The organism is Escherichia sp. E10V10, from assembly GCF_004211985.1.
Taxonomy (GTDB): Bacteria; Pseudomonadota; Gammaproteobacteria; order Enterobacterales; family Enterobacteriaceae; genus Escherichia.
Genome location: NZ_RHJO01000019.1, coordinates 20,583 through 42,036, shown reverse-complemented (window position 1 = coordinate 42,036; position 21,454 = coordinate 20,583). Strand labels below are relative to the sequence as shown.

Here is a 21,454-nt window from a genome sequence, read left to right as displayed (position 1 = left end):
CGCACATAATGGCTTTTTTACGCCTGCTACGCTGCTTCTTTCAATTCTGAGTTACCGAAACTCATAATCAGACTCCTGGCAATATTAACAATGCGGCTTTTATGTGATAACAATCACAGTGCATTAACCGTTCAAGAGTTTGTCATGAAAAAAACATTTACCTTCAGTCTGTTAGCAATTGTCTTTGCGAGCCTGTTAAGTGCTTGTGTTCCTCACCATCATCACCGCCACAACGATGGCCCGCGTGGTCCTGCGGCTTCCGGTAAGCCAATGCCACCTTCAAATGGTGGGCCAAATCATGGCAGTCATGGTCGCTATTAATTAGCAAGTCATACGCGGGAGAGTGCCTACTTTCCCGCTATCCACGACGCTTAAACTGACTTGCATCAATGCCGTATTGCTTCATTTTTCGCCACAGCGTAGTGCGACCAATCCCGAGTAAAACCGACATTTCCTGAATACGGCCGCCAGTCACCTGGGCCGCGTTAATAATCGCTTCTTTTTCAACTTCCGCGAATGACAGACTGGTAGAAAGACGTGTAGCGCTGGCATCATCTGTCGCCTGTTCAGTAAACAGGTGTTCCGGCAAATCACTGACACGAATGCGTCCGTTGTCGCTACTCAGCGCAAGATTCTCGATGACGCTGTAAAGTTCAAAATCATTGCCGGGCCATGCGCAAGAAACCAGGCGAGTAAGCGCATCGTCATCAATTTTCAGACGCGTAGAGAAGCGTTTTTCAAGACTGCGTAATTTGTTATTCACCAGCGCCGGAATACTGTCGCGCCGCATCCGTAAAGGCGGGATGGTAATTTCAAATGCATGAAGCGCGTAATAAAGCTGACGACTAAAGCGATTTTGCTCCACCAGCATCGCCAGATCTGCTGTTGTAGTGGCAATCACTTTGACATCAATGGGTATTAAACGCCGCGCATCCAGTCTTGTGATGACGCCTTGTTTGATAACCTGGAGCAACGCAGACTGTAACTCTGCCGCCAGATATTCAATCTTTTCAAGGAACAACGTGCCGCCATGTGCCAGTTCCAGCCGACTCAGACGACCATTTTCATTCTCCGTGCGATCGCCACCAATAAATTCTTCCGCCAGCGCCGCGTCGCCATATAACTCGCAATTAACCGCGATATAGGGACCCGCCGCACGCTCGCTTTCATTGTGAATGGCCTGGCTTAACAGTGCTTTGCCAACGCCTTCTTCTCCGCAGAGTAACACCGGGAAACTGCTGCGCGCCGCCTGGCGGCCAAAATGGATCAACCGGCGGGTTTGCGGATCGTCCTGTGGCATATGAGCGAAGGTATGGCTGACTTTTCCTAATTGACTGGTCATCAACTGCCGCATCTGTTCTACCGGATGGAGCAACAGAATAAAGCTGGTCCCTTGCGTTTCAATTATCGGTTTAAGGGTAATGACCGCATCAATAAACTGGTGCTGACTTTCAAAAGTCGCTTCCACATGTTTGAGGGGATGAGCTTGCTTTATTGCCTGTTGCAATACGGTTGGTAGCGTTAATAGCTCAGTGATCGCCCTTCCCTGACTTGCCGTCGCGTCCAGACACAAAACACGCGCCGCCTGGGCATTGATAAATTGCAAATTACCCTGCTCGTCCCAGCTAATCACGCCATCGTCCATACTTTCCAGCAAGGCGTTAAGCTGATTTAAATGCCGGTTTGTTTCAGCCAGTAAACTGTCTGTCAGCAGTAAATTTCCTACCTCGCGCGCAATTGCCAGCGTCAACGGCAAATCGGCTGCGGTGGTTTGCTCAACCGGACACGCCAGCGCTATCGTTCCCGTTAATCGGCCCTTGCTGTCAAACAGTGGCGTTGCACAAAATGCCCAATCCCATAGCGCCTGCTTGAAATGTTGATCGGCCATCGTTTTCACTGCCTGACCGGAGATAGCCGCTAACGATAGCGCACAAGTACCAATAATTCCCTCTGCGCAATACGTGCCGTCATTGAATCCCAGGACACTAAGCTGGTGCAACGTTTGTGGATCGCCATAACGACTAAGGATGCAGGCGGTTTCATCAAGGATGAACAGTCCGCACGCCCGCGATTCCATATATTCCCAGGCATCTTCCAGTGCCGCTTGCCCGAGTGCCAGCATCGCTTCCTTACGCCGATAGATAGAAGCAAATGTCACGCCCCGAGCCTGATGCGGTACGCTCCATGACTCCCGTTTCATCAGCTTGCGGCATCGCTCCCAGGATGCTGCTATCAAGGGAGATACGCTCTGTTGCTGGTTGTTAAAACCGTCATTCATATTTGCTGCCCTTATGACAAAAAGGTGTTCCGCATCGCAAATTTACTTATCCAGATTCGGCATTGTTCCGTTATGGAACATTTATTAAAGAATATGTTTCATTGTGAAACATAATTTGGGTTAATTTTCTTTTCCCCTGCCTGATGCACAATGGATTTACCGGCAGTCAGTGGTCGCCGTGTCGTTGAACATCATCCATGCCCTACCCTAATTGCTGGAGCAAAATAATGAAAAAATTGATCAATGATGTGCAAGACGTACTGAACGAACAACTGGCGGGACTGGCGAAAGCGTATCCTTCGCTGGCACTGCATCAGGATCCGGTGTATGTCACCCGAGCCGATGCGCCAATTGCAGGAAAAGTGGCGTTATTGTCGGGAGGCGGCAGCGGACACGAACCCATGCACTGTGGTTATATTGGCCAGGGTATGCTCTCGGGGGCGTGTCCTGGCGAAATTTTCACCTCACCGACGCCCGATAAAATTTTTGAATGTGCCATGCAAATCGATGGTGGCGAAGGTGTACTGCTGATTATCAAAAATTATACCGGCGATATTCTTAACTTCGAGACAGCGACCGAATTACTGCACGATAGTGGCGTAAAAGTGACCACCGTGGTCATTGATGACGACGTTGCAGTAAAAGACAGTCTTTATACCGCCGGGCGGCGCGGCGTTGCCAATACAGTATTAATTGAAAAAATTGTTGGCGCAGCGGCAGAACGCGGTGACTCGCTGGAGGCTTGTGCACAACTGGGGCGTAAGTTGAACAATCAGGGCCACTCTATTGGTATCGCCCTCGGTGCCTGTACCGTCCCTGCTGCAGGCAAACCTTCTTTTACGCTGGCAGATAATGAAATGGAATTTGGTGTCGGCATTCATGGTGAGCCGGGTATTGACCGCCGCCCCTTCTCCTCTCTTGATCAAACTGTCGATGAAATGTTCGACACGCTGCTGGAAAATGGCACATATCACCGCACGCTGCGCTTCTGGGATTATCGACAAGGTAGCTGGCAGGAAGAGACGCAAACTAAACAACCGCTTCAGTCTGGCGATCGCGTGATTGCGCTGGTCAACAATCTTGGCGCGACACCGCTTTCTGAACTGTATGGCGTCTATAACCGCCTGACCACGCGTTGCCAGCAAGCTGGCTTGACTATCGAGCGTAATTTAATCGGCGCGTACTGCACCTCACTGGACATGACCGGTTTTTCCATCACCTTACTGAAAGTTGATGACGAAACGCTGGCGTTATGGGACGCCCCGGTCCACACCCCGGCGCTTAACTGGGGTAAATAAGGAGATAACCATGTCACTGAGCAGAACTCAAATTGTTACCTGGCTCACTCGCTGTGGAGAAATTTTCAGCAAAGAGAGCGATTATCTTACCGGGCTGGATCGTGAAATTGGCGACGCTGACCACGGGCTGAATATGAATCGTGGCTTTAGCAAAGTGGTGGAAAAACTCCCTGCCATCGCGGATAAAGACATCGGTTTCATTCTCAAGAATACCGGCATGACGTTGCTTTCCAGCGTCGGCGGTGCCAGCGGCCCACTGTTCGGTACGTTCTTTATCCGTGCGGCACAGGCAACTCAGGCACGTCAAAGCCTGACGTTGATAGAGCTTTATCAGATGTTCCGTGATGGCGCAGACGGCGTAATCAGTCGGGGGAAAGCAGAACCAGGCGATAAAACCATGTGCGATGTCTGGGGGCCAGTGGTTGAGTCGTTACGCCAGTCCAGTGAGCAAAACCTTTCTGTTCCGGCGGCGCTCGAAGCCGCCAGTAGCGTCGCGGAATCCGCCGCACAAAGCACGATTACGATGCAAGCCCGCAAAGGCCGGGCCAGTTATCTCGGTGAACGCAGTATTGGTCACCAGGATCCTGGTGCAACCTCCGTGATGTTTATGATGCAAATGTTGGCGTTAGCCGCAAAAGAGTAAGGAATTGGTGATGGTAAACCTGGTCATAGTTTCACATAGCGCCCGACTGGGAGAAGGTGTCGGTGAATTAGCTCGCCAGATGTTAATGGGCGATAGTTGTAAAATCGCCATTGCCGCAGGAATTGACGATCCACAGAATCCCATCGGTACAGATGCCGTCAAAGTGATGGAAGCCATCGAATCCGTTGCCGATGCCGACCATGTGTTGGTCATGATGGATATGGGGAGTGCGTTATTGAGTGCAGAAACCGCACTGGAATTGCTGGCGCCAGAGATCGCCGCGAGAGTACGTTTGTGCGCTGCACCGTTGGTCGAAGGAACGTTAGCAGCCGCCGTCAGCGCAGCCTCGGGGGCGGCTATCGACAAAGTCATCCATGACGCCATGCATGCGCTGGAAGCCAAACGAGAACAACTGGGCTTACCATCATCCGCTACTGAAATCTCCGACATATGCCCCTCGTACGATGAAGAAGCCCGTTCTCTGGCAGTGGTGATTAAAAACCGTAACGGACTCCACGTCCGTCCAGCCTCCCGACTGGTCTATACCTTATCGACATTTAATGCAGACATGTTGTTGGAGAAAAACGGTAAGTGCGTAACACCGGAGAGTATTAACCAGATTGCGCTGTTACAAGTCCGCTGTAACGATACGCTGCGCCTGATTGCAAAAGGGCCAGAGGCTGAAGAGGCGTTGGTCGCTTTTCGCCAGTTGGCTGAAGATAACTTTGGTGAAATGGAAGAGATAGCACCGCCAACTCTGCGTCCAGTTCCGCCTGTCACAGGAAAAGCCTTTTATTATCAACCGGTTTTATGCACAGTACAGGCAAAATCATCACTGAGCGTGGAAGAAGAACAGGAACGGTTACGCCAGGCAATTGACTTCACGTTGTTAGATCTGATGACGTTAACGGCAAAGGCAGAAGCAAGCGGGCTCGACGATATCGCAGCAATTTTTTCCGGCCACCATACACTATTAGACGATCCTGAACTGCGGGTAGCGGCAAGCGAACTCCTTCAGCATGAACATTGCACGGCGGAGTATGCCTGGCAGCAGGTTCTTAAAGAACTTAGCCAGCAATACCAGCAGATTGATGATGAATATTTGCAGGCTCGCTATATTGATGTGGACGATCTTCTGCATCGCACCCTGCTCCACCTGACACAGACAAAAGAAGAACTCCCTCAGTTTAGCGCGCCGACCATTTTACTGGCGGAGAACATTTATCCCTCCACGGTACTTCAACTGGATCCGACAGTCGTTAAGGGCATCTGCCTTAGTGCCGGAAGTCCGGTATCCCACAGCGCTCTAATTGCCCGCGAACTGGGCATTGGCTGGATTTGCCAGCAGGGAGAGAAGCTGTATGCGATTCAACCTGAAGAGACGTTAACGCTGGACGTAAAAGCACAACGCTTCAGGCATCAGAGTTAAATCAGATTTGTCTGTCAGTTCGCAGAAAAAGATTTCAATCATGCTCTTACGGCGATCCTGAACTAAGGTTTTCTGATACTTGAATACCGTTTTGTTCGGTATCGCCAAAGGAGAATGATTGATGAAACCACTTGTCCCTCGTCGCTCGCAGAAAGTGGCGTTAATACCTGCTGCCGTATTATTGTGTGCCGCCGCGCTATCTGCACAGGCAGAAGAAACACCGGTGACGCCACAATCGCCTGATATTTTGTTAGGCCCTCTGTTTAACGATGTGCAAAACGCCAAACTTTTTCCTGATCAAAAAACTTTTGCCGATGCCATTCCTAACAGCGATCCATTAATGATCCTCGCAGACTACCGGATGCAGCAGAATCAGAGCGGGTTCGATCTGCGCCATTTCGTTAACGTCAATTTCACCCTGCCGAAAGAGGGAGAAAAATATGTGCCTCCAAAGGGGCAGTCACTGCGCGAACACATTGACGGACTTTGGCCGGTGTTAACCCGTTCTACCGAAAGTACCGAACAATGGGATTCTCTGTTGCCGTTGCCGAAACCCTATGTCGTGCCGGGAGGTCGTTTTCGCGAAGTGTATTACTGGGACAGTTACTTCACCATGCTGGGGCTTGCCGAAAGCGGTCACTGGGATAAAGTGGCGGACATGGTGGCAAACTTTGGTCATGAAATAGATACTTATGGGCATATTCCAAACGGTAACCGCAGCTATTATTTGAGCCGATCGCAGCCGCCCTTTTTTGCCTTGATGGTGGAGTTACTCGCGCAACACGAAGGTGACGACGCGTTGAAACAATATCTGCCGCAACTGCAAAAAGAGTACGCGTACTGGATGGACGGTATTGAAAACCTGCAGGCCGGGCAACAGGAAAAACGCGTTGTTAAACTCAAGGATGGCACTATTCTTAACCGCTATTGGGATGACCACGATACGCCACGCCCGGAGTCGTGGGTAGAAGATATTGCCACCGCCAAAAGTAATCCGAACCGCCCTGCCACTGAAATTTACCGCGATCTGCGTTCTGCCGCCGCGTCTGGCTGGGATTTCAGTTCACGCTGGATGGACAACCCGCAGCAGTTAAATACGTTACGCACCACCAGCATCGTACCGGTCGATCTCAATAGTCTGATGTATAAGATGGAGAAAATTCTCTCCCGCGCCAGTAAAGTCGCCGGGGATAACGCGATGGCCAGCCAATATGAAACGCTCGCCGATGCCCGTCAGAAAGGGATCGAAAAATACCTGTGGAACGATCAACATGGCTGGTATGCCGACTACGATCTGAAGAGCGATAAAGTACGCAATCAGTTAACTGCCGCCGCCCTGTTCCCGCTTTATGTCAATGCAGCGGCAAAAGATCGCGCGACCAAAATGGCTGCTGCCACTAAAACACATCTGTTGCAACCTGGCGGACTGAACACCACATCGGTTAAAAGTGGACAGCAATGGGATGCGCCAAATGGCTGGGCTCCCCTGCAATGGGTGGCGACAGAAGGATTGCAAAACTACGGGCAGAACGAGGTGGCGATGGACATTAGCTGGCACTTCCTGACCAATGTTCAGCACACTTATGACCGGGAGAAGAAGCTGGTCGAGAAATATGATGTCAGTACCACCGGAACAGGTGGCGGCGGTGGCGAATACCCGTTGCAGGATGGCTTTGGCTGGACCAATGGCGTCACGCTGAAAATGCTCGATTTGATCTGCCCGAAAGAACAACCGTGTGACAACGTTCCGGCAACGCGTCCGACCGGTAAATCAACCACACAGCCGGTTAAACAAAAAGAGGCGGAACCTACGTCTTAACTTTGCTGTATATCGGGCAATGCCATTGCGCGCATAAAATTGGCATTGCTCTTTTTTTCCACGAAAAACCAAACATCGATTATTATACGATCTATGTCTTAATTTTCTTATATCAGAGAAGATATTAATTTTACATTATCAATTTATTAATCATTACTCTTCTATTTATATTTTTCCGCCACTCACGCATTCTCCCTGACAATTTTCTTGTTGAACAAAGCGTTGTTTAGCAAATAAGCAGATCATTCTGTTTCTTTAGACAAATCTTGACATCAAACATGATCTTTATCGATATATATGTAAATATATAGCGGTTTTAATTGTCAGGATATTACTTATGTCACTAACCAGACGGATGTTTACGCAGGCTCTTGCGTCTACCTTGTTCCTGCATCATCTGCCGTCCTTTGCACAATCAGTTAAATTCTGGGCCTCATTGACGCTTCCTGAAGCCAAAAAAATTACGCGTATTGTCAGTGCCGGTGCGCCTGCCGATCTGCTTTTGCTGGCTGTCGCGCCAGAAAAACTGGTCGGTTTTTCTTCTTTTGACTTTGCTCGCGAGGCGGCAATTCCATTAACTCCGGCAATACGTCATTTACCTAAACTTGGACGACTCGCCGGACGCGCCAGTTCGCTTTCAATGGAAGGGCTTATGGCATTGCAGCCCGATTTGGTCGTTGATTGCGGCAATACGGATGAAACCTGGATCTCCCAGGCACGGCAGGTTAGCGAACAGACACAAATACCCTGGTTATTGCTTAATGGGAAACTGGAGCAATCGGCAGAACAGTTAACAACGCTTGGCAAAACGTTAGGCGAAGAGCACCGCGCCGCAGAACAAGCCAATCTCGCCAGCCGCTTCGTTGGTGAAGCTCAGGCATTCGCCACCTCACCCGCCGCTAACCTCCGCTTTTATGCTGCGCGCGGTCCCCGAGGGCTGGAAACGGGCTTACAGGGTTCGTTGCATACCGAGGCGGCGGAATTATTAGGTTTGCACAACGTCGCGCAAATAGCCGATCGCCACGGCCTGGCACAGGTTTCCATGGAAAATCTACTGCGCTGGCAGCCGGATATTATTCTGGTTCAGGATGCTGTGACTGCAAACTTTATCCGTAACGATCCTCTCTGGCAGGGCGTAAATGCCGTTGCGGAACATCGCATCCTGTTTTTGAGTGGCTTGCCTTTCGGCTGGCTGGATGCCCCGCCGGGAATCAACCGTCTTCTGGGATTGCGCAGACTCCACGCCTGGCTGGATCCCGCAGTCAACAGCCAGTTTAAAAACGATATGAAACGTTACGCTCAACTGTTCTGGCATTGCCCATTAAGTGACGCCGACTATCAAAAAATGGTGGCGAGCTAATGAGAACCGCGAACGGATGTATTCTGCTGCTGGCAGCTATCAGTATCACTTTTGCCGCCGTAAATGGGGCTTATCATCTCGATATACAGCAACTGCTGGCGCTAATTCTTCGTCAAGAAGATGTTCCTGTGCAGGAACAAATTGTCTTCTGGCAAATCCGCGTGCCGCGCATTCTGGCGGCGTTGTTACTGGGCGCTGCGCTGGCAGGCGCCGGAACCACCTATCAGGGTATGTTCCGTAATCCCTTAGTTTCACCGGATATTTTAGGCGTCTCCGCCGGTGCCGGACTTGGTGCCTGCGCGGCAATCCTGTGGGGATTATCGATAGCTTACATCCAACTCTATGCATTTTGCGGCGGTCTGCTGGTGGTCGCAGGCGTCTGGCTGATTACATGTCGGGTGACTCGTCACGATCCGGTGCTCACGCTGGTGCTGGTCGGCATTGCGTTAGGAACGTTGTGCGGAGCGGGGATATCGCTAATTAAAACGCTGGCCGATCCCTATACCCAGTTGCCCTCGATTACCTTCTGGCTACTCGGTGGCCTGTCTACGGTAACCTTACGCGACCTTTACTACGCGGCACCGCTCATTCTGGCTGGCTCCGTTCCTCTGCTATTCCTCCGCTGGCGCATGAATTTACTCACGCTTTCTGATGACGAAGCCCGCTCGCTGGGGCTGAATGTTGCGCGTCTGCGATTAGGATTGATTGTCTGCGCCACACTAATCACCGCCAGCACGGTAGCAATAGCGGGCATTATTGGTTGGGTTGGTCTGGTCGTTCCGCACATTGCCCGCTTGTTGACCGGTCATAACCATCAGCAACAGTTGCCCATGGCAATGTGTACTGGCGCAATTCTGCTCCTGCTCACCGATACGCTGGCGCGCAGCATTGGGACAACAGAAATCCCGCTCGGCATTCTGACCGCTTTTGTTGGCGCACCGTTTTTCCTGCTTTTGTTGTTACGCGGAGGTCGCCAGTGACTTTGCTTGCCGTCCGTCATGCGTCTCTGGGTTACTCCCGCCATCCGGTGCTAAGTGACGTTTCCTTCGCCCTGTCACAAGGAACTATTTGTTGTCTGCTTGGCGCCAATGGTTGCGGCAAAACCACGCTCATGCGCTCCATTCTTGGCGTTATACCGTTATTAAAGGGCGAGATCTTACTGGATAGCATCCCCGTTCAGACACTTAACCATCGCCAGCGCGCGCAAGCAATTGCCTGGGTACCGCAGGCGCACGACGGTATTTTTGCTTTCAGTGTGCTGGATATGGTGTTGATGGGCCTGGCCCCTACCATGGGCGCTTTTTCCGTTCCCGGTAAGCAAGAACGCCTGAAAGCAACGGAACAACTGGAAAAGCTGGGTATTTTGCATCTGGCGACAAGACGCTGGAATACCCTTAGCGGCGGTGAACGCCAGCTGGCTTTAATCGCCCGTGCACTCGTCCAACAACCGCGCTTGTTGTTACTGGATGAGCCCGCCTCCAGCCTCGATTTCGGTCATCAGATCCAACTTCTGGACACGCTGGCGCAGCTAAAAAATAACGGCATGACAATGTTAATGTCGACTCACCATCCGCTCCATGCCAACGCCATTGCCGACAGCATTATCCAGGTAGAGCCAGATGGACGAGTAACACAAGGCTTACCGACCGAACAGTTAACAACGAACAAACTGGCGGCCCTGTATCGGGTTTCTGCCGACCAAATTCATCATCACCTCTCTGCAATTAGCCGCTAAGGAACAATCATGCTCATTGATGATATTGATTTTGCAGACCTTTATCTGCAGCAACTCAAACTGGCTCACCGCACAGAAAAAACGCCCGATCACTGGGATCAACGGGCGGAGAAAATGGCTGAAAATTGTGCCTCGCCAACGGACAGCTACCTGCAACAACTGATCGCTAAAATTGACCTGCAAGGCGCGCAGACCTTATTCGATATGGGCTGCGGACCAGGCACCGTATCGCTGGCGCTGGCTGACAAACTCACTACGGTTTATGGCGTTGATTACAGTCAGGGGATGCTGAACGTTGCCGCCCGCCGCGCCGCCGCACTGAAGGCTGACAATGTCCACTGGATCCAGCGCGCCTGGGAAGAGGACTGGAGTGACCTGCCACGCTGCGATATTGCCGTGGCTTCCCGATCCACTCTGGTGGCTGATATGCGCCAGGCAATGAGCAAACTGAATAATCAGGCACGGCTGCGCGTCTACACCACTCATCTGGTCAGCACCTCGTTCGTCTCCCCGGCCATTCAGCGGGCGGCAGGTCGGGAAGTGATCGAATTACCCAACTATATCTTTGCGCTCAACATCCTGTATCAAATGGGAATTTATGCTCACGTCGATTTTATCCGTGGACAAAATTGCCAACAGGATAACAGCACCTGGGAACGTTTTGAGCAGAATGTCAGCTGGAGTCTTGGCACGCTTAACGACGATGAGCGTGAGCGGTTATATCGCTGGTATCAACAACAAGATGCTCGTACCCTCGCCCCTGCCAGCCGCGACTGGGCGCTCATCTGGTGGGATAGCGTGCCGCCGGAGGCACTGCGATGATCTTCATTTCTCAGGCACAAATCGATGCGTTACTTCTGGAAGATATCCAGGGCGGTGACCTGACCACGCGGGCATTAAATATTGGACACCAGCCTGGCTATATTGCGTTTTTTCACCGCCAGGGCGGCTGCGTCAGCGGCGTTTCTCTCGCGTGTAAGATGTTAACCACGCTGGGGTTAACCATTGATGACGCGGTCAGCGACGGTTCACAAGCGGATGCAGGTCAGCGGCTGATCCATGCCCACGGCGACGCTGCTGCACTTCATCAGGGATGGAAAGCGGTCCAGAACGTACTGGAGTGGAGTTGCGGCGTCTCAGATTATCTCGCTCAAATGCTGGCGTTGCTTCGTGAACGTTATCCTGACGGCAATATCGCCTGCACCCGAAAAGCTATCCCTGGAACCCGGTTGCTGGCAACACAAGCTGTCATTGCCGCTGGCGGGCTGATTCACCGTGCCGGATGTGCGGAAACCATATTATTGTTCGCCAACCACCGTCATTTTCTTGCTGACAATCAGGACTGGTCGGGCGCAATCGCTCAGTTACGTCGCCACGCCCCCGAGAAGAAAATTGTTGTTGAAGCCGAAACGCCGAAAGAGGCTATCGCCGCGTTACACGCGCAACCAGACGTACTTCAGCTCGACAAATTTAGTCCGCAGCAGGCAACTGAAATTGCGCAAATAGCGCCGTCGCTGGCTCCCCACTGCACGCTGGCTCTGACCGGCGGAATTAATCTGACGACACTCAAAAATTACCTCGACTGCGGCATTCGCCTTTTTATTACTTCCGCGCCTTATTACGCGGCACCGGCTGACATCAAAGTCAGTCTGCAACCCGCAGCCTCTATTTAATTCTTTGTTAAACGGAATTTATTCTATGAGACTCAAAAAACGTTATCTCTGCACAGCATTATCACTTGCCTTTACCCAGCAGGCCGTAGCCGCTCAGGAGAGCGACACGCTGACCGTATGGTCCAGCCCCGTATCATCGACGACGACCACCGTTCTCGATCAACCCACCATGAAGGCCCTGGATAAACAGAATGTCGCTAAGGCATTAAGCGTCGTCCCTGGCGTAGTGCTGCAAAAGTCAGGCAGCCGCAACGAAGAACAGGTCAAAGTTCGTGGTTTTGATAGCCGTCAGGTACCGGTCTATTTCGACGGTGTGCCGATTTATGTTCCCTATGACGGCAACCTCGATCTGGCACGGATTCTGACCAACAATCTGGGCGCGGTCGAAGTTTCCAAAGGGTATTCGTCGCTGCTTCAGGGGCCTAATCAGATGGGCGGAGCCATTAATATCACCACCCAGAAGCCAACGAAACCTCTGGAAGCAAATCTGGGATATCGCCAGGGATGGAGCCGTAGCCAGGACAATGCCTACGATATGCATGCTTCATTTGCCGCCAGCAGCGATCTGGGGTATTTGCAAGTCAGCGGTAGCCAGCTAAAGCAGGATTTTCTCGGCCTGCCGCATGGTGTGAATAACGATATTGCAGGCAAACACGGCAAGATGATTCACTCATCGGCTGATGACAAACGCGGCATTGTGAAGCTCGGTTTTACACCACGCGAAAACGATGAATACACACTGACTTACATTAAGCAGGATGGTGAAAAAGATAACCCGCCATACAGCGGAAACAGTGGTCAGAAATCACGCTACTGGCAGTGGCCGGAGTATGACAAAGAAAGTTTTTACTATCAGGGAACGACCCAGCTAAACGAGCGTTTTACTTTGAAAAGTCGGCTGTATCGCGACACCTTTGAAAATACGCTGATGATGTACAACTCGCTGGCTGATTTGAAAAATAAAAAAGGCAGCTACAGCCATTATTCCGATTACAGCGACGGTGCCGGGTTACAACTGGCAGCCGATGTGCGTGAAAACGATCTGCTGTCGTTTGCCGTTAACTGGAAAGATGACGTACACCGGGAAAAAGGTGCGCCGCACGCCGCTTACGATCGCTATGAAGATCGCACCTGGTCGCTCGCCAGTGAATATCAATGGGCTGCCGCCGATAATGTCGATGTCGTGGCGGGAATCAGCTATGACTGGCGCGATAGCGTAGAAGCGAAAAAACATGAGAACGATGGCAGCATCACCCATTATGACGACAACAATCAGTCAGCTTTTAACTGGCAGGTGATGGGGAAATACCACTTTGCCAATGAAGACACGCTGGCGCTTTCGTACTATGACCGCACACGCTTTCCGACGCTGAAAGAACGCTATACCACGTCCAAACCAGCGTATAACCAGATAGCGATTGTTAACCCGCAGCTCAAGCCGGAACGCGCGCGCGGGGTAGATTTAACCTGGAATGGTGCCTTCACGCGCGACTGGGGATTTGAGGTCAGCGTTTACTATAATCGGGTGAGTGATGCCATCCTCTCGCACAATATCGATGCCGATACCATTCAAAACCAGAACAGCGGCACGGTGGATTACAGCGGTCTGGATGCCGGTATTAAGGGGAAAATCAGCAATATACTGGATGTAGGATTGAGCTACGCCCTGATCCACGCTGACGGTAAACGCAAAGACATCGGCAAGATAACCGATCTGCCAACGCAGACCATGACCGCATGGATGACTCTCAAACCGTGGGAGCCGTTAAGCGTAACACTGTCGGAAGAGGCGCGTTCCTCCAGCTACAGCAACAGTGACGGTTCACAAAAAGCCGCCGGTTTTGCGGTGACCCACATTCGAGCTGATTACGCCTTAGGTCATGGTTTCAGCGTCAATGCGTCGGTCAATAACCTGTTTGATACCCAATATGCCTACAGTGAAGGGTTTATTGAAGAAGGTCGCAATTTCTGGGCAGGTGTCGAGTATACGTTCTGATGTGAAAGCGGATAGCGGCATCTGTATCGCTATCCGCCTTATGAAAATCTTATTCTCTTCGCAGGAGGCGGAATACGCCCAGAACGAGAATAGCTCCCACCACCGCCACCAGGAAGCTGTGCAAATTAAAACCGCTGATGGAGCCGCCAATGCCAAACATGGTCGCCAGCCAGCCGCCGACCACCGCACCGACTATTCCGAGAATACAGGTCAGGAAAAATCCACCACCATCACGCCCCGGCATGATTAGCTTGGCGATAATGCCGGCTATCAGGCCAAAAATAATCCAGGCAATAATTCCCATGTTCAGGCCCTCGTTTCTATGAACAGGACGCAAGAAATGCTTACGTCAACGCTCTAAGTATAGGCAAGGGTAAGTTTGATGTCGGGCGTCTGGTGGTTGATTTGCAGTCAACATGTAAAAAAAATTCGCGTTTGTATAAAGTTTTGTTAATCGCTACCGATAAACCAAAGACAGTTTGTCGGTCAGGAGTTTTTCCGCGTGAGTCACTACCATGAGCAGTTCCTGAAACAAAATCCTTTAGCAGTACTGGGCGTTTTACGCGATTTGCATAAAGCCGCAATTCCCTTGCGTATCAGTTGGAGTGACGGTCAACTGATCAGCAAAATACTGGCAATAAGCCCGGATAAACTGGTGCTGGATTACGGCAGTCAAGCAGAAGACAACAATGCAGTGCTTAAGGCGCAGCACATTACCATAACCGCCGAAACTCAGGGTGCGAAAGTCGAGTTTACTGTTGAACAATTACAGCAAAGTGAATACCTGCAGCTTCCGGCCTTTATTACCGCACCACCTCCCGCGCTATGGTTTGTGCAGCGACGCCGATATTTCCGCATCTCCGCCCCGCTCCATCCACCTTATTTTTGCCAGACCAAACTGGCGGATAACAGCACGTTACGTTTTCGCCTGTATGATTTGTCGTTAGGCGGCATGGGCGCATTACTGGAAACGGCAAAGCCTGCCGGATTGCAAGAAGGCATGCGCTTCGCACAGATTGAAGTCAACATGGGACAATGGGGCATTTTTCACTTTGATGCCCAGTTACTGACGATCAGCGAGCGTAAATTGATTGATGGTAAAAATGAAACCGTCTCCACTCCCCGTCTGAGCTTTCGTTTTCTTAACGTCAGCCCGACGGTGGAGCGGCAATTACAGCGGATTATTTTCTCACTAGAGCGGGAAGCCCGTGAGAAAGCGGACAAAGTACGCGACTGAGTTACATTGCGTCCAGAGCCTGCTCGAGTTTATAGATATAGCGTGGAGCCTGCGGCGCGGGGTGATTTCTCGCGACGTGATCGAGGAACTCGTCAGCGTCCAGATCGTTGATTTTGCTGATCGCCTTTTTCCGATCTGAGGAGAAAGTCCGTAACAGTGCGCCTGCCCCGTTAGCGTATGACACCACCAGCGCATATTGCAGTACTTTCGGATCTTCAATACCTGCCAGCGGGCCGGTTTCCAGAATATTCAGGTAAGCTGCCCCCATTGAGATATTACGCTCTGGATTTTTCAGCTCACTGGTCGTTGGTTCGCCGCTCCAGCCCATGCGACGGTAAACATCGCGTCCGGACGTGGAGGCTTTTAACTGCATCAGACCAATCGCATTCGACTTACTCACCGCGTTCGGGTTACCGCCCGACTCGATAGCGATAATCGCCGTGATCAATTGTGGATCGACACCCCAGGCCGCACCGGCTTTCTGACTTATTGGCATCCACTTCATTGCACGTTGTACCGGAACTTTCGCATTCCACGGAGGGTTCGTATAGTCATGTTTTGATGAACAACCCGCTAATAACACAATCAAAAAGGCAAACCATCTCAATTTCACTTCATCTATCCTTATAGCCTGGAATCGCCGTTGAGGTGACAACGGCACACCTAAGCGGCATGATATACAATTCGTTTCTGTTGTCAGCAAGGAATTGCCATGTCTCAGTTTCACTTAATCGCCCCGTCGGGTTACTGCATTAATCAGCACGCCGCGCAGCGCGGTATTCAACGCCTGATGGATGCGGGTCATCAGGTCAATAACGTAGAGGTCATTGCCCGTCGCTGTGAGCGGTTTGCAGGTACGGAAACGGAGCGTCTGGCGGATATTAATTCTCTTGCAGGGCTGACATCACCCAACACTATCGTACTGGCGGTTCGCGGCGGTTACGGCGCCAGCCGCTTACTGGCGGATATTGACTGGCAGGCGCTGGTTGCTCGCCAACAACATGATCCGTTGCTGATCTGCGGGCATAGCGATTTCACAGCCATCCAGTGTGGGCTGCTGACCCAGGGTAATGTCATCACCTTTAGCGGCCCGATGCTGGTGGCGAATTTTGGCGCGGAAGAACTGAACGCCTTTACCGAGCACCATTTCTGGCTGGCATTACGCAATGAAACATTCACCATTGAATGGCAAGGGGAAGGCCCGACGTGTCGGACCGAAGGCACGTTGTGGGGAGGCAATCTCGCGATGCTGATTTCGCTGATTGGTACGCCGTGGATGCCGCAAATTGAGAACGGTATTCTGGTGCTGGAAGATATTAACGAGCACCCTTTCCGCGTCGAACGTATGCTGTTACAGCTCTATCATGCCGGAATTTTACCGCGTCAAAAGGCGATTATCCTCGGTAGCTTCAGTGGTAGCACGCCCAATGATTATGACGCGGGTTACAACCTGGAGTCGGTGTACGCGTTCTTGCGTTCCCGCCTGTCTATTCCACTCATAACTGGCCTCGATTTTGGTCATGAACAACGCACAGTTACGCTGCCGTTGGGCGCACATGCCACGCTTAATCACACCCAGGAAGGCACACAGTTGACGATTAGTGGTCATCCTGTTCTTAAAGTGTAAAAAAATCACGTTTCAGGGCTAAGTAAAACGCTGTTTCTGCCGCTAATATGGTAGGGTTTATATAAGAGACAGTGTAATCAGGAGTAACCGACCGTTGGATGCCACAACAATAATTAGCCTTTTCATCTTAGGATCCATCCTTGTCACCAGCAGTATTTTACTTAGTTCATTTTCTTCCCGTCTTGGCATTCCCATTCTGGTTATTTTTCTGGCGATCGGCATGCTGGCGGGGGTTGATGGCGTCGGCGGCATCCCGTTTGATAATTATCCTTTTGCTTACATGGTAAGTAACCTCGCGCTGGCGATTATTTTGCTCGACGGCGGGATGCGTACCCAGGCCAGTTCATTTCGCGTGGCGTTAGGCCCGGCGCTGTCACTGGCGACGGTGGGCGTGCTGATTACTTCTGGTTTAACCGGCATGATGGCGGCGTGGCTGTTTAATCTCAATTTGATTGAAGGCTTATTAATCGGCGCCATTGTCGGTTCCACGGATGCCGCTGCGGTATTTTCTCTGCTTGGCGGCAAGGGGCTTAACGAACGTGTTGGCTCGACGCTGGAAATAGAATCCGGCAGTAATGATCCGATGGCCGTGTTTCTGACCATTACCCTGATTGCGATGATCCAGCATCATGAGAGCAATATTAGCTGGATGTTCATTGTCGATATTCTGCAACAATTTGGTCTGGGCATTGTAATAGGTCTTGGTGGCGGTTATTTACTGCTGCAAATGATCAACCGCATCGCCCTGCCCGCCGGATTATATCCATTGCTGGCATTAAGCGGCGGTATTCTGATTTTCTCATTAACCACTGCGCTGGAAGGTAGCGGTATTCTGGCGGTGTATCTGTGCGGTTTTCTGCTGGGGAATCGCCCTATTCGCAACCGCTACGGCATTCTGCAGAATTTCGACGGCCTCGCCTGGCTGGCGCAAATCGCCATGTTCCTGGTGCTTGGGCTGTTGGTTAACCCAAGCGACTTACTGCCTATTGCCATTCCGGCGCTCATTTTGTCCGCATGGATGATTTTCTTCGCTCGTCCCCTTTCGGTATTTGCCGGATTGCTGCCGTTCCGTGGCTTCAATTTGCGCGAGCGCGTATTTATCAGTTGGGTCGGGCTGCGCGGCGCGGTGCCAATTATCCTGGCGGTGTTCCCGATGATGGCGGGCCTGGAGAATGCACGTCTGTTCTTTAATGTCGCCTTCTTCGTGGTTCTGGTTTCGCTGTTGTTACAGGGAACGTCGCTCTCGTGGGCGGCGAAAAAAGCCAAAGTGGTGGTTCCGCCCGTCGGACGCCCGGTATCACGCGTTGGCCTTGATATTCATCCGGAAAACCCGTGGGAACAGTTTGTTTATCAGTTGAGTGCCGATAAATGGTGCGTGGGCGCGGCGCTGCGCGATCTGCATATGCCAAAAGAGACGCGTATTGCGGCACTGTTTCGTGATAACCAGTTGCTTCATCCCACTGGCAGCACCCGACTGCGTGAAGGCGACGTCTTGTGCGTGATTGGTCGGGAACGCGATCTCCCGGCGCTCGGTAAACTGTTCAGCCAGTCACCGCCAGTCGCGCTGGATCAACGTTTCTTTGGTGACTTCATTCTTGAAGCCAGTGCCAAATATGCCGATGTGGCGCTGATATATGGTCTGGAAGATGGTCGGGAGTATCGCGATAAACAGCAAACGCTGGGGGAAATTGTCCAGCAATTGTTAGGCGCGGCTCCGGTTGTCGGTGATCAGGTGGAGTTTGCCGGGATGATCTGGACGGTGGCCGAGAAAGAAGATAATGAAGTACTGAAGATTGGCGTTCGGGTCGCGGAGGAAGAAGCCGAATCTTAAGTTTGATCCGTCTTGTATCGCCGGATGTGACGCTGGTCGCATCCGGCTACAGCAAGTTACACCGTCACAACAGGCACACGTAACGCCAGCGCGCACATCAATTCATAGCCAACAGTTCCGGCAGCGGCGGCGACATCATCAATTTTGATCTCTTTGCCCCACAGCTCAACCGGGGTACCAATACCCGCCTGCGGGCAAGGCGTTAAATCGACCGCCAGCATATCCATCGAGACAGTCCCTACCGTCATGGTGCGTACGCCGTCGACTAAAACAGGGGTACCGGTTGGCGCATGCCGCGGATAACCGTCGGCGTATCCGGCGGCGACAATGCCGATTCGCTGTTCATCACGCGCGGTATAGCGACCGCCATATCCCACGCGCTCTCCCGCTTTCAGCGTCTGGACACCAATAATCTCGCTACTTAACGTCATTACTGGACGTAATCCGGTATTGGCGATATCGCGCCACTGACCGGATGGTGATGCACCATACAAAACAATCCCCGGACGCACCCAGTCAAAATGCGCTTCCGGATGCCACAGCGTCGCCGCCGAGTTAGACAACGAGCGTCGACACTCCAGCCCTTCCGCCGCCTGGTCAATACGCGCCATCGCCCCGGTAATCCCATCAGGATGCTCGGCCTCGGCAAAATGCGACATCAGGGTCATTTCGCCAACATTCGCCATCGCCCGCAGTTGCTGCCAGACGGTGGACACGCGATCGGGCAGGAAGCCCAGCCGATTCATTCCACTGTTCACTTTAAGATAAATATCCAGGGGTGCTTTTAGTCGCGCGTTTTGCAACGCTTTGAGCTGCCAGTTACTGTGAACGCAGGTAGTCAGGCGATACTGGTCATAAATCTCCAGATCCTGGGCGTGGAAAAAACCTTCCAACATGAGGATCGGCCCTTTCCAGCCGCGCTCACGTAGGGTAATGGCCTCTTCCAGATTAAGTAAGGCAAAGCCATCAGTCGCCCCGAGCGCACTCCAGATACGCTCAATACCGTGCCCATACGCGTTCGCTTTTACCACCGACCAGACGCGCGCGTGCGGCGCGGCCTGGCGGACAATGTTCAGATTCTGTTTTAATGCCTGTAGATCGAGGCTGGCCTGTATCGGTCTGGTCATCTCGATTCCTTAGCTGTGCGCGCCATGTAAATGGCCCGGGCGTGATGGCGTAAATCCACGGCTGTAGCGCGCTACGCTTAAATCCTCATACGGGATAGCGGGCGTGCGCCCCGAGAGCAGATCGCTTAACAACTGGCCGGAACCGCAAGCCATCGTCCAGCCGAGCGTACCGTGACCGGTATTCAGCCACAGATTTTTAAAGCGTGAACGACCAACAATCGGCGTGCCGTCTGGCGTCATCGGGCGCAAACCGGTCCAGAAAGTTGCCTGCTCGACATGACCGCCGCGCGGATAGAGATCGCGAACGACCATTTCCAGCGTTTCACGACGCGGCTGTAACAGTTCAGTGTTAAAGCCAACAATTTCCGCCATCCCGCCAACGCGGATACGGTTATCGAAACGGGTAATGGCGATTTTGTAGGTTTCATCAAGAATGGTGGATACCGGCGCGCCATCTTCCTGCGCAATTGGAATGGTCAGGGAATACCCCTTCAGCGGATACACCGGAATATCAACAATGCCTTTGAGCATCGCCGTCGAGTAAGAACCAAACGCCATCACATACGCATCGGCCTTAATCACTTCATCACCACACTTCACGCCGTAGATTTGCTCGCCGTCGCAAAGTAGTTGATCAACGGGCGTATTAAAGCGGAATTTAACCCCCGCCTGCTCCGCCATCCGCGCCAGATTCTGGGTAAAGAGCTGGCAGTCTCCGGTTTCATCATTGGGCAGTTGCAAACCGCCGGTCAGTTTATGCGCCACTTCTGCCAGTGCGGGCTCCACTTCTGCCAGGCGGCTGGATTCCAGTAATTTGTACGGCACACCAGCATCTTCCAGCACGGCGATATCGCGAGTGGCGTTTTCATATTGTTGTTCGGTACGGAACAGTTGCAGCGTCCCACCCTGCCGACCTTCATACTGGATATTTGTCTCTGCGCGTAATGCTTTCAGGCAATCACGGCTGTATTCCGCCAGGCGCACCATCCGCCCTTTATTTTCCATATAGTGGCTGGTGTCGCAGTTACGTAACATTTGCCACATCCATTTCAACTGGAACTGCGTACCGTCGAGACGAACGGCCAGCGGCGCATGGCGCTGAAACATCCATTTAATCGCTTTTAAAGGCACGCCTGGTGCTGCCCACGGCGCGGCATAGCCGGGGGAGATTTGCCCGGCATTCGCAGCGCTGGTTTCAAGAGCCGCCCCCGGTTCCCGATCAATGACGGTGACCTCATGTCCTGCCTGATTCAGATACCAGGCGCTGGCAACGCCTACCACACCACTTCCCAGTATGACAACTCGCATAGCCACTCCGATAACGGTAGATACAGTAAAAGAATAATAATCTAATTACATCTTGATAACTCAGTTGAAAATATTATTCAACATATGGGTTTT

Annotated in this window: 19 protein-coding genes; 14 read left to right on the top strand and 5 right to left on the bottom strand. The window is 51.9% G+C overall.

Annotation, left to right across the window (positions count from 1 at the left end; translation table 11 throughout):
• The first annotated feature begins 144 nt into the window (after window positions 1-144).
• Window positions 145-321 carry a hypothetical protein gene (locus D9736_RS18330; protein WP_165383448.1) on the top strand — a complete coding sequence of 59 codons (177 nt, stop codon included), beginning with the start codon at window positions 145-147 and terminating at the stop codon, window positions 319-321.
• A 37-nt stretch (window positions 322-358) separates the two neighbouring features.
• On the opposite strand, the gene dhaR is transcribed toward D9736_RS18330, so the two are convergent.
• Entirely contained in the window at window positions 359-2,278 is a 1,920-nt protein-coding gene (gene dhaR, locus D9736_RS18325; protein WP_130258897.1) for a dihydroxyacetone kinase operon transcriptional regulator DhaR, read from the bottom strand.
• A 227-nt stretch (window positions 2,279-2,505) separates the two neighbouring features.
• Here dhaR and dhaK point away from each other — a divergent pair, with 227 nt between their 5' ends.
• The 10 genes from dhaK to D9736_RS18275 all read left to right on the top strand — a co-directional run bounded on the left by dhaK (window position 2,506) and on the right by D9736_RS18275 (window position 14,231).
• The gene (gene dhaK, locus D9736_RS18320) at window positions 2,506-3,576 is read left to right on the top strand and encodes a dihydroxyacetone kinase subunit DhaK (protein ID WP_130215987.1); all 1,071 of its coding nucleotides are present in this window, start codon (window positions 2,506-2,508) and stop codon (window positions 3,574-3,576) included.
• A gap of 10 nt (window positions 3,577-3,586) precedes the next feature.
• Window positions 3,587-4,219, top strand: coding sequence for a dihydroxyacetone kinase subunit DhaL (dhaL, locus tag D9736_RS18315; RefSeq protein ID WP_130205657.1), 633 nt, complete (start codon window positions 3,587-3,589; stop codon window positions 4,217-4,219).
• Window positions 4,220-4,229: 10 nt separating this feature from the next.
• A complete protein-coding gene (gene dhaM, locus D9736_RS18310; RefSeq protein WP_130258896.1) occupies window positions 4,230-5,648 on the top strand; it encodes a dihydroxyacetone kinase phosphoryl donor subunit DhaM in 1,419 nt (472 codons plus the stop codon).
• Between the two features lie 121 nt (window positions 5,649-5,769).
• Window positions 5,770-7,467 carry an alpha,alpha-trehalase gene (locus D9736_RS18305; RefSeq protein WP_130258895.1) on the top strand — a complete coding sequence of 566 codons (1,698 nt, stop codon included), beginning with the start codon at window positions 5,770-5,772 and terminating at the stop codon, window positions 7,465-7,467.
• 337 nt (window positions 7,468-7,804) lie between these two features.
• Entirely contained in the window at window positions 7,805-8,827 is a 1,023-nt protein-coding gene (locus D9736_RS18300; protein WP_130258894.1) for an iron ABC transporter substrate-binding protein, read from the top strand.
• Window positions 8,827-9,807, top strand: coding sequence for an iron ABC transporter permease (locus D9736_RS18295; protein ID WP_130258893.1), 981 nt, complete (start codon window positions 8,827-8,829; stop codon window positions 9,805-9,807). Before D9736_RS18300 ends, D9736_RS18295 begins: the two co-directional genes overlap by 1 nt.
• Window positions 9,804-10,562: an ABC transporter ATP-binding protein gene (locus D9736_RS18290; RefSeq protein WP_130258892.1), complete on the top strand. Its 759-nt coding sequence runs from the start codon at window positions 9,804-9,806 to the stop codon at window positions 10,560-10,562. The genes D9736_RS18295 and D9736_RS18290 overlap by 4 nt, the downstream gene beginning before the upstream one ends.
• Before the next feature lie 9 nt (window positions 10,563-10,571).
• Window positions 10,572-11,384: a class I SAM-dependent methyltransferase gene (locus D9736_RS18285; RefSeq protein ID WP_130258891.1), complete on the top strand. Its 813-nt coding sequence runs from the start codon at window positions 10,572-10,574 to the stop codon at window positions 11,382-11,384.
• A complete protein-coding gene (modD, locus tag D9736_RS18280; RefSeq protein WP_130258890.1) occupies window positions 11,381-12,235 on the top strand; it encodes a ModD protein in 855 nt (284 codons plus the stop codon). Before D9736_RS18285 ends, modD begins: the two co-directional genes overlap by 4 nt.
• A gap of 25 nt (window positions 12,236-12,260) precedes the next feature.
• Window positions 12,261-14,231: a TonB-dependent receptor gene (locus tag D9736_RS18275; RefSeq protein ID WP_130258889.1), complete on the top strand. Its 1,971-nt coding sequence runs from the start codon at window positions 12,261-12,263 to the stop codon at window positions 14,229-14,231.
• A 49-nt stretch (window positions 14,232-14,280) separates the two neighbouring features.
• Here D9736_RS18275 and D9736_RS18270 read toward each other — a convergent pair whose 3' ends face one another.
• Window positions 14,281-14,535, bottom strand: a complete 255-nt coding sequence (locus D9736_RS18270) for a GlsB/YeaQ/YmgE family stress response membrane protein (RefSeq protein ID WP_000511315.1) — start codon at window positions 14,533-14,535, stop codon at window positions 14,281-14,283.
• 198 nt (window positions 14,536-14,733) lie between these two features.
• Between D9736_RS18270 and D9736_RS18265 the strand changes: the two genes are divergently transcribed.
• Window positions 14,734-15,468: a flagellar brake protein gene (locus D9736_RS18265; protein ID WP_130258888.1), complete on the top strand. Its 735-nt coding sequence runs from the start codon at window positions 14,734-14,736 to the stop codon at window positions 15,466-15,468.
• A 1-nt stretch (window position 15,469) separates the two neighbouring features.
• Here D9736_RS18265 and emtA read toward each other — a convergent pair whose 3' ends face one another.
• Complete coding sequence (gene emtA / locus D9736_RS18260; RefSeq protein ID WP_130205637.1) at window positions 15,470-16,081, bottom strand: membrane-bound lytic murein transglycosylase EmtA; 612 nt, start codon at window positions 16,079-16,081, stop codon at window positions 15,470-15,472.
• Window positions 16,082-16,180: 99 nt separating this feature from the next.
• Between emtA and ldcA the strand changes: the two genes are divergently transcribed.
• Window positions 16,181-17,095, top strand: a complete 915-nt coding sequence (gene ldcA / locus D9736_RS18255; protein WP_130258887.1) for a muramoyltetrapeptide carboxypeptidase — start codon at window positions 16,181-16,183, stop codon at window positions 17,093-17,095.
• Between the two features lie 94 nt (window positions 17,096-17,189).
• Window positions 17,190-18,926 carry a potassium/proton antiporter gene (locus D9736_RS18250; RefSeq protein WP_064528688.1) on the top strand — a complete coding sequence of 579 codons (1,737 nt, stop codon included), beginning with the start codon at window positions 17,190-17,192 and terminating at the stop codon, window positions 18,924-18,926.
• Window positions 18,927-18,982: 56 nt separating this feature from the next.
• Here the strand turns inward: D9736_RS18250 and dadX are convergent, their stop codons facing one another.
• The gene (dadX, locus tag D9736_RS18245) at window positions 18,983-20,053 is read right to left on the bottom strand and encodes a catabolic alanine racemase DadX (protein WP_130258886.1); all 1,071 of its coding nucleotides are present in this window, start codon (window positions 20,051-20,053) and stop codon (window positions 18,983-18,985) included.
• Window positions 20,054-20,062: 9 nt separating this feature from the next.
• Complete coding sequence (gene dadA / locus D9736_RS18240) at window positions 20,063-21,361, bottom strand: D-amino acid dehydrogenase (RefSeq protein ID WP_130205629.1); 1,299 nt, start codon at window positions 21,359-21,361, stop codon at window positions 20,063-20,065.
• Window positions 21,362-21,454 lie beyond the last annotated feature (93 nt).

What these genes read in the sequence shown, in the direction of transcription:
- D9736_RS18330 (WP_165383448.1), top strand. Translation starts at nt 145, where the DNA reads ATGAAAAAAACATTTACCTTCAGTCTGTTAGCAATTGTCTTTGCGAGC.
- dhaR (WP_130258897.1), bottom strand. Translation starts at nt 2,278, where the DNA reads ATGAATGACGGTTTTAACAACCAGCAACAGAGCGTATCTCCCTTGATA.
- dhaK (WP_130215987.1), top strand. Translation starts at nt 2,506, where the DNA reads ATGAAAAAATTGATCAATGATGTGCAAGACGTACTGAACGAACAACTG.
- dhaL (WP_130205657.1), top strand. Translation starts at nt 3,587, where the DNA reads ATGTCACTGAGCAGAACTCAAATTGTTACCTGGCTCACTCGCTGTGGA.
- dhaM (WP_130258896.1), top strand. Translation starts at nt 4,230, where the DNA reads ATGGTAAACCTGGTCATAGTTTCACATAGCGCCCGACTGGGAGAAGGT.
- D9736_RS18305 (WP_130258895.1), top strand. Translation starts at nt 5,770, where the DNA reads ATGAAACCACTTGTCCCTCGTCGCTCGCAGAAAGTGGCGTTAATACCT.
- D9736_RS18300 (WP_130258894.1), top strand. Translation starts at nt 7,805, where the DNA reads ATGTCACTAACCAGACGGATGTTTACGCAGGCTCTTGCGTCTACCTTG.
- D9736_RS18295 (WP_130258893.1), top strand. Translation starts at nt 8,827, where the DNA reads ATGAGAACCGCGAACGGATGTATTCTGCTGCTGGCAGCTATCAGTATC.
- D9736_RS18285 (WP_130258891.1), top strand. Translation starts at nt 10,572, where the DNA reads ATGCTCATTGATGATATTGATTTTGCAGACCTTTATCTGCAGCAACTC.
- modD (WP_130258890.1), top strand. Translation starts at nt 11,381, where the DNA reads ATGATCTTCATTTCTCAGGCACAAATCGATGCGTTACTTCTGGAAGAT.
- D9736_RS18275 (WP_130258889.1), top strand. Translation starts at nt 12,261, where the DNA reads ATGAGACTCAAAAAACGTTATCTCTGCACAGCATTATCACTTGCCTTT.
- D9736_RS18270 (WP_000511315.1), bottom strand. Translation starts at nt 14,535, where the DNA reads ATGGGAATTATTGCCTGGATTATTTTTGGCCTGATAGCCGGCATTATC.
- ldcA (WP_130258887.1), top strand. Translation starts at nt 16,181, where the DNA reads ATGTCTCAGTTTCACTTAATCGCCCCGTCGGGTTACTGCATTAATCAG.
- dadX (WP_130258886.1), bottom strand. Translation starts at nt 20,053, where the DNA reads ATGACCAGACCGATACAGGCCAGCCTCGATCTACAGGCATTAAAACAG.
- dadA (WP_130205629.1), bottom strand. Translation starts at nt 21,361, where the DNA reads ATGCGAGTTGTCATACTGGGAAGTGGTGTGGTAGGCGTTGCCAGCGCC.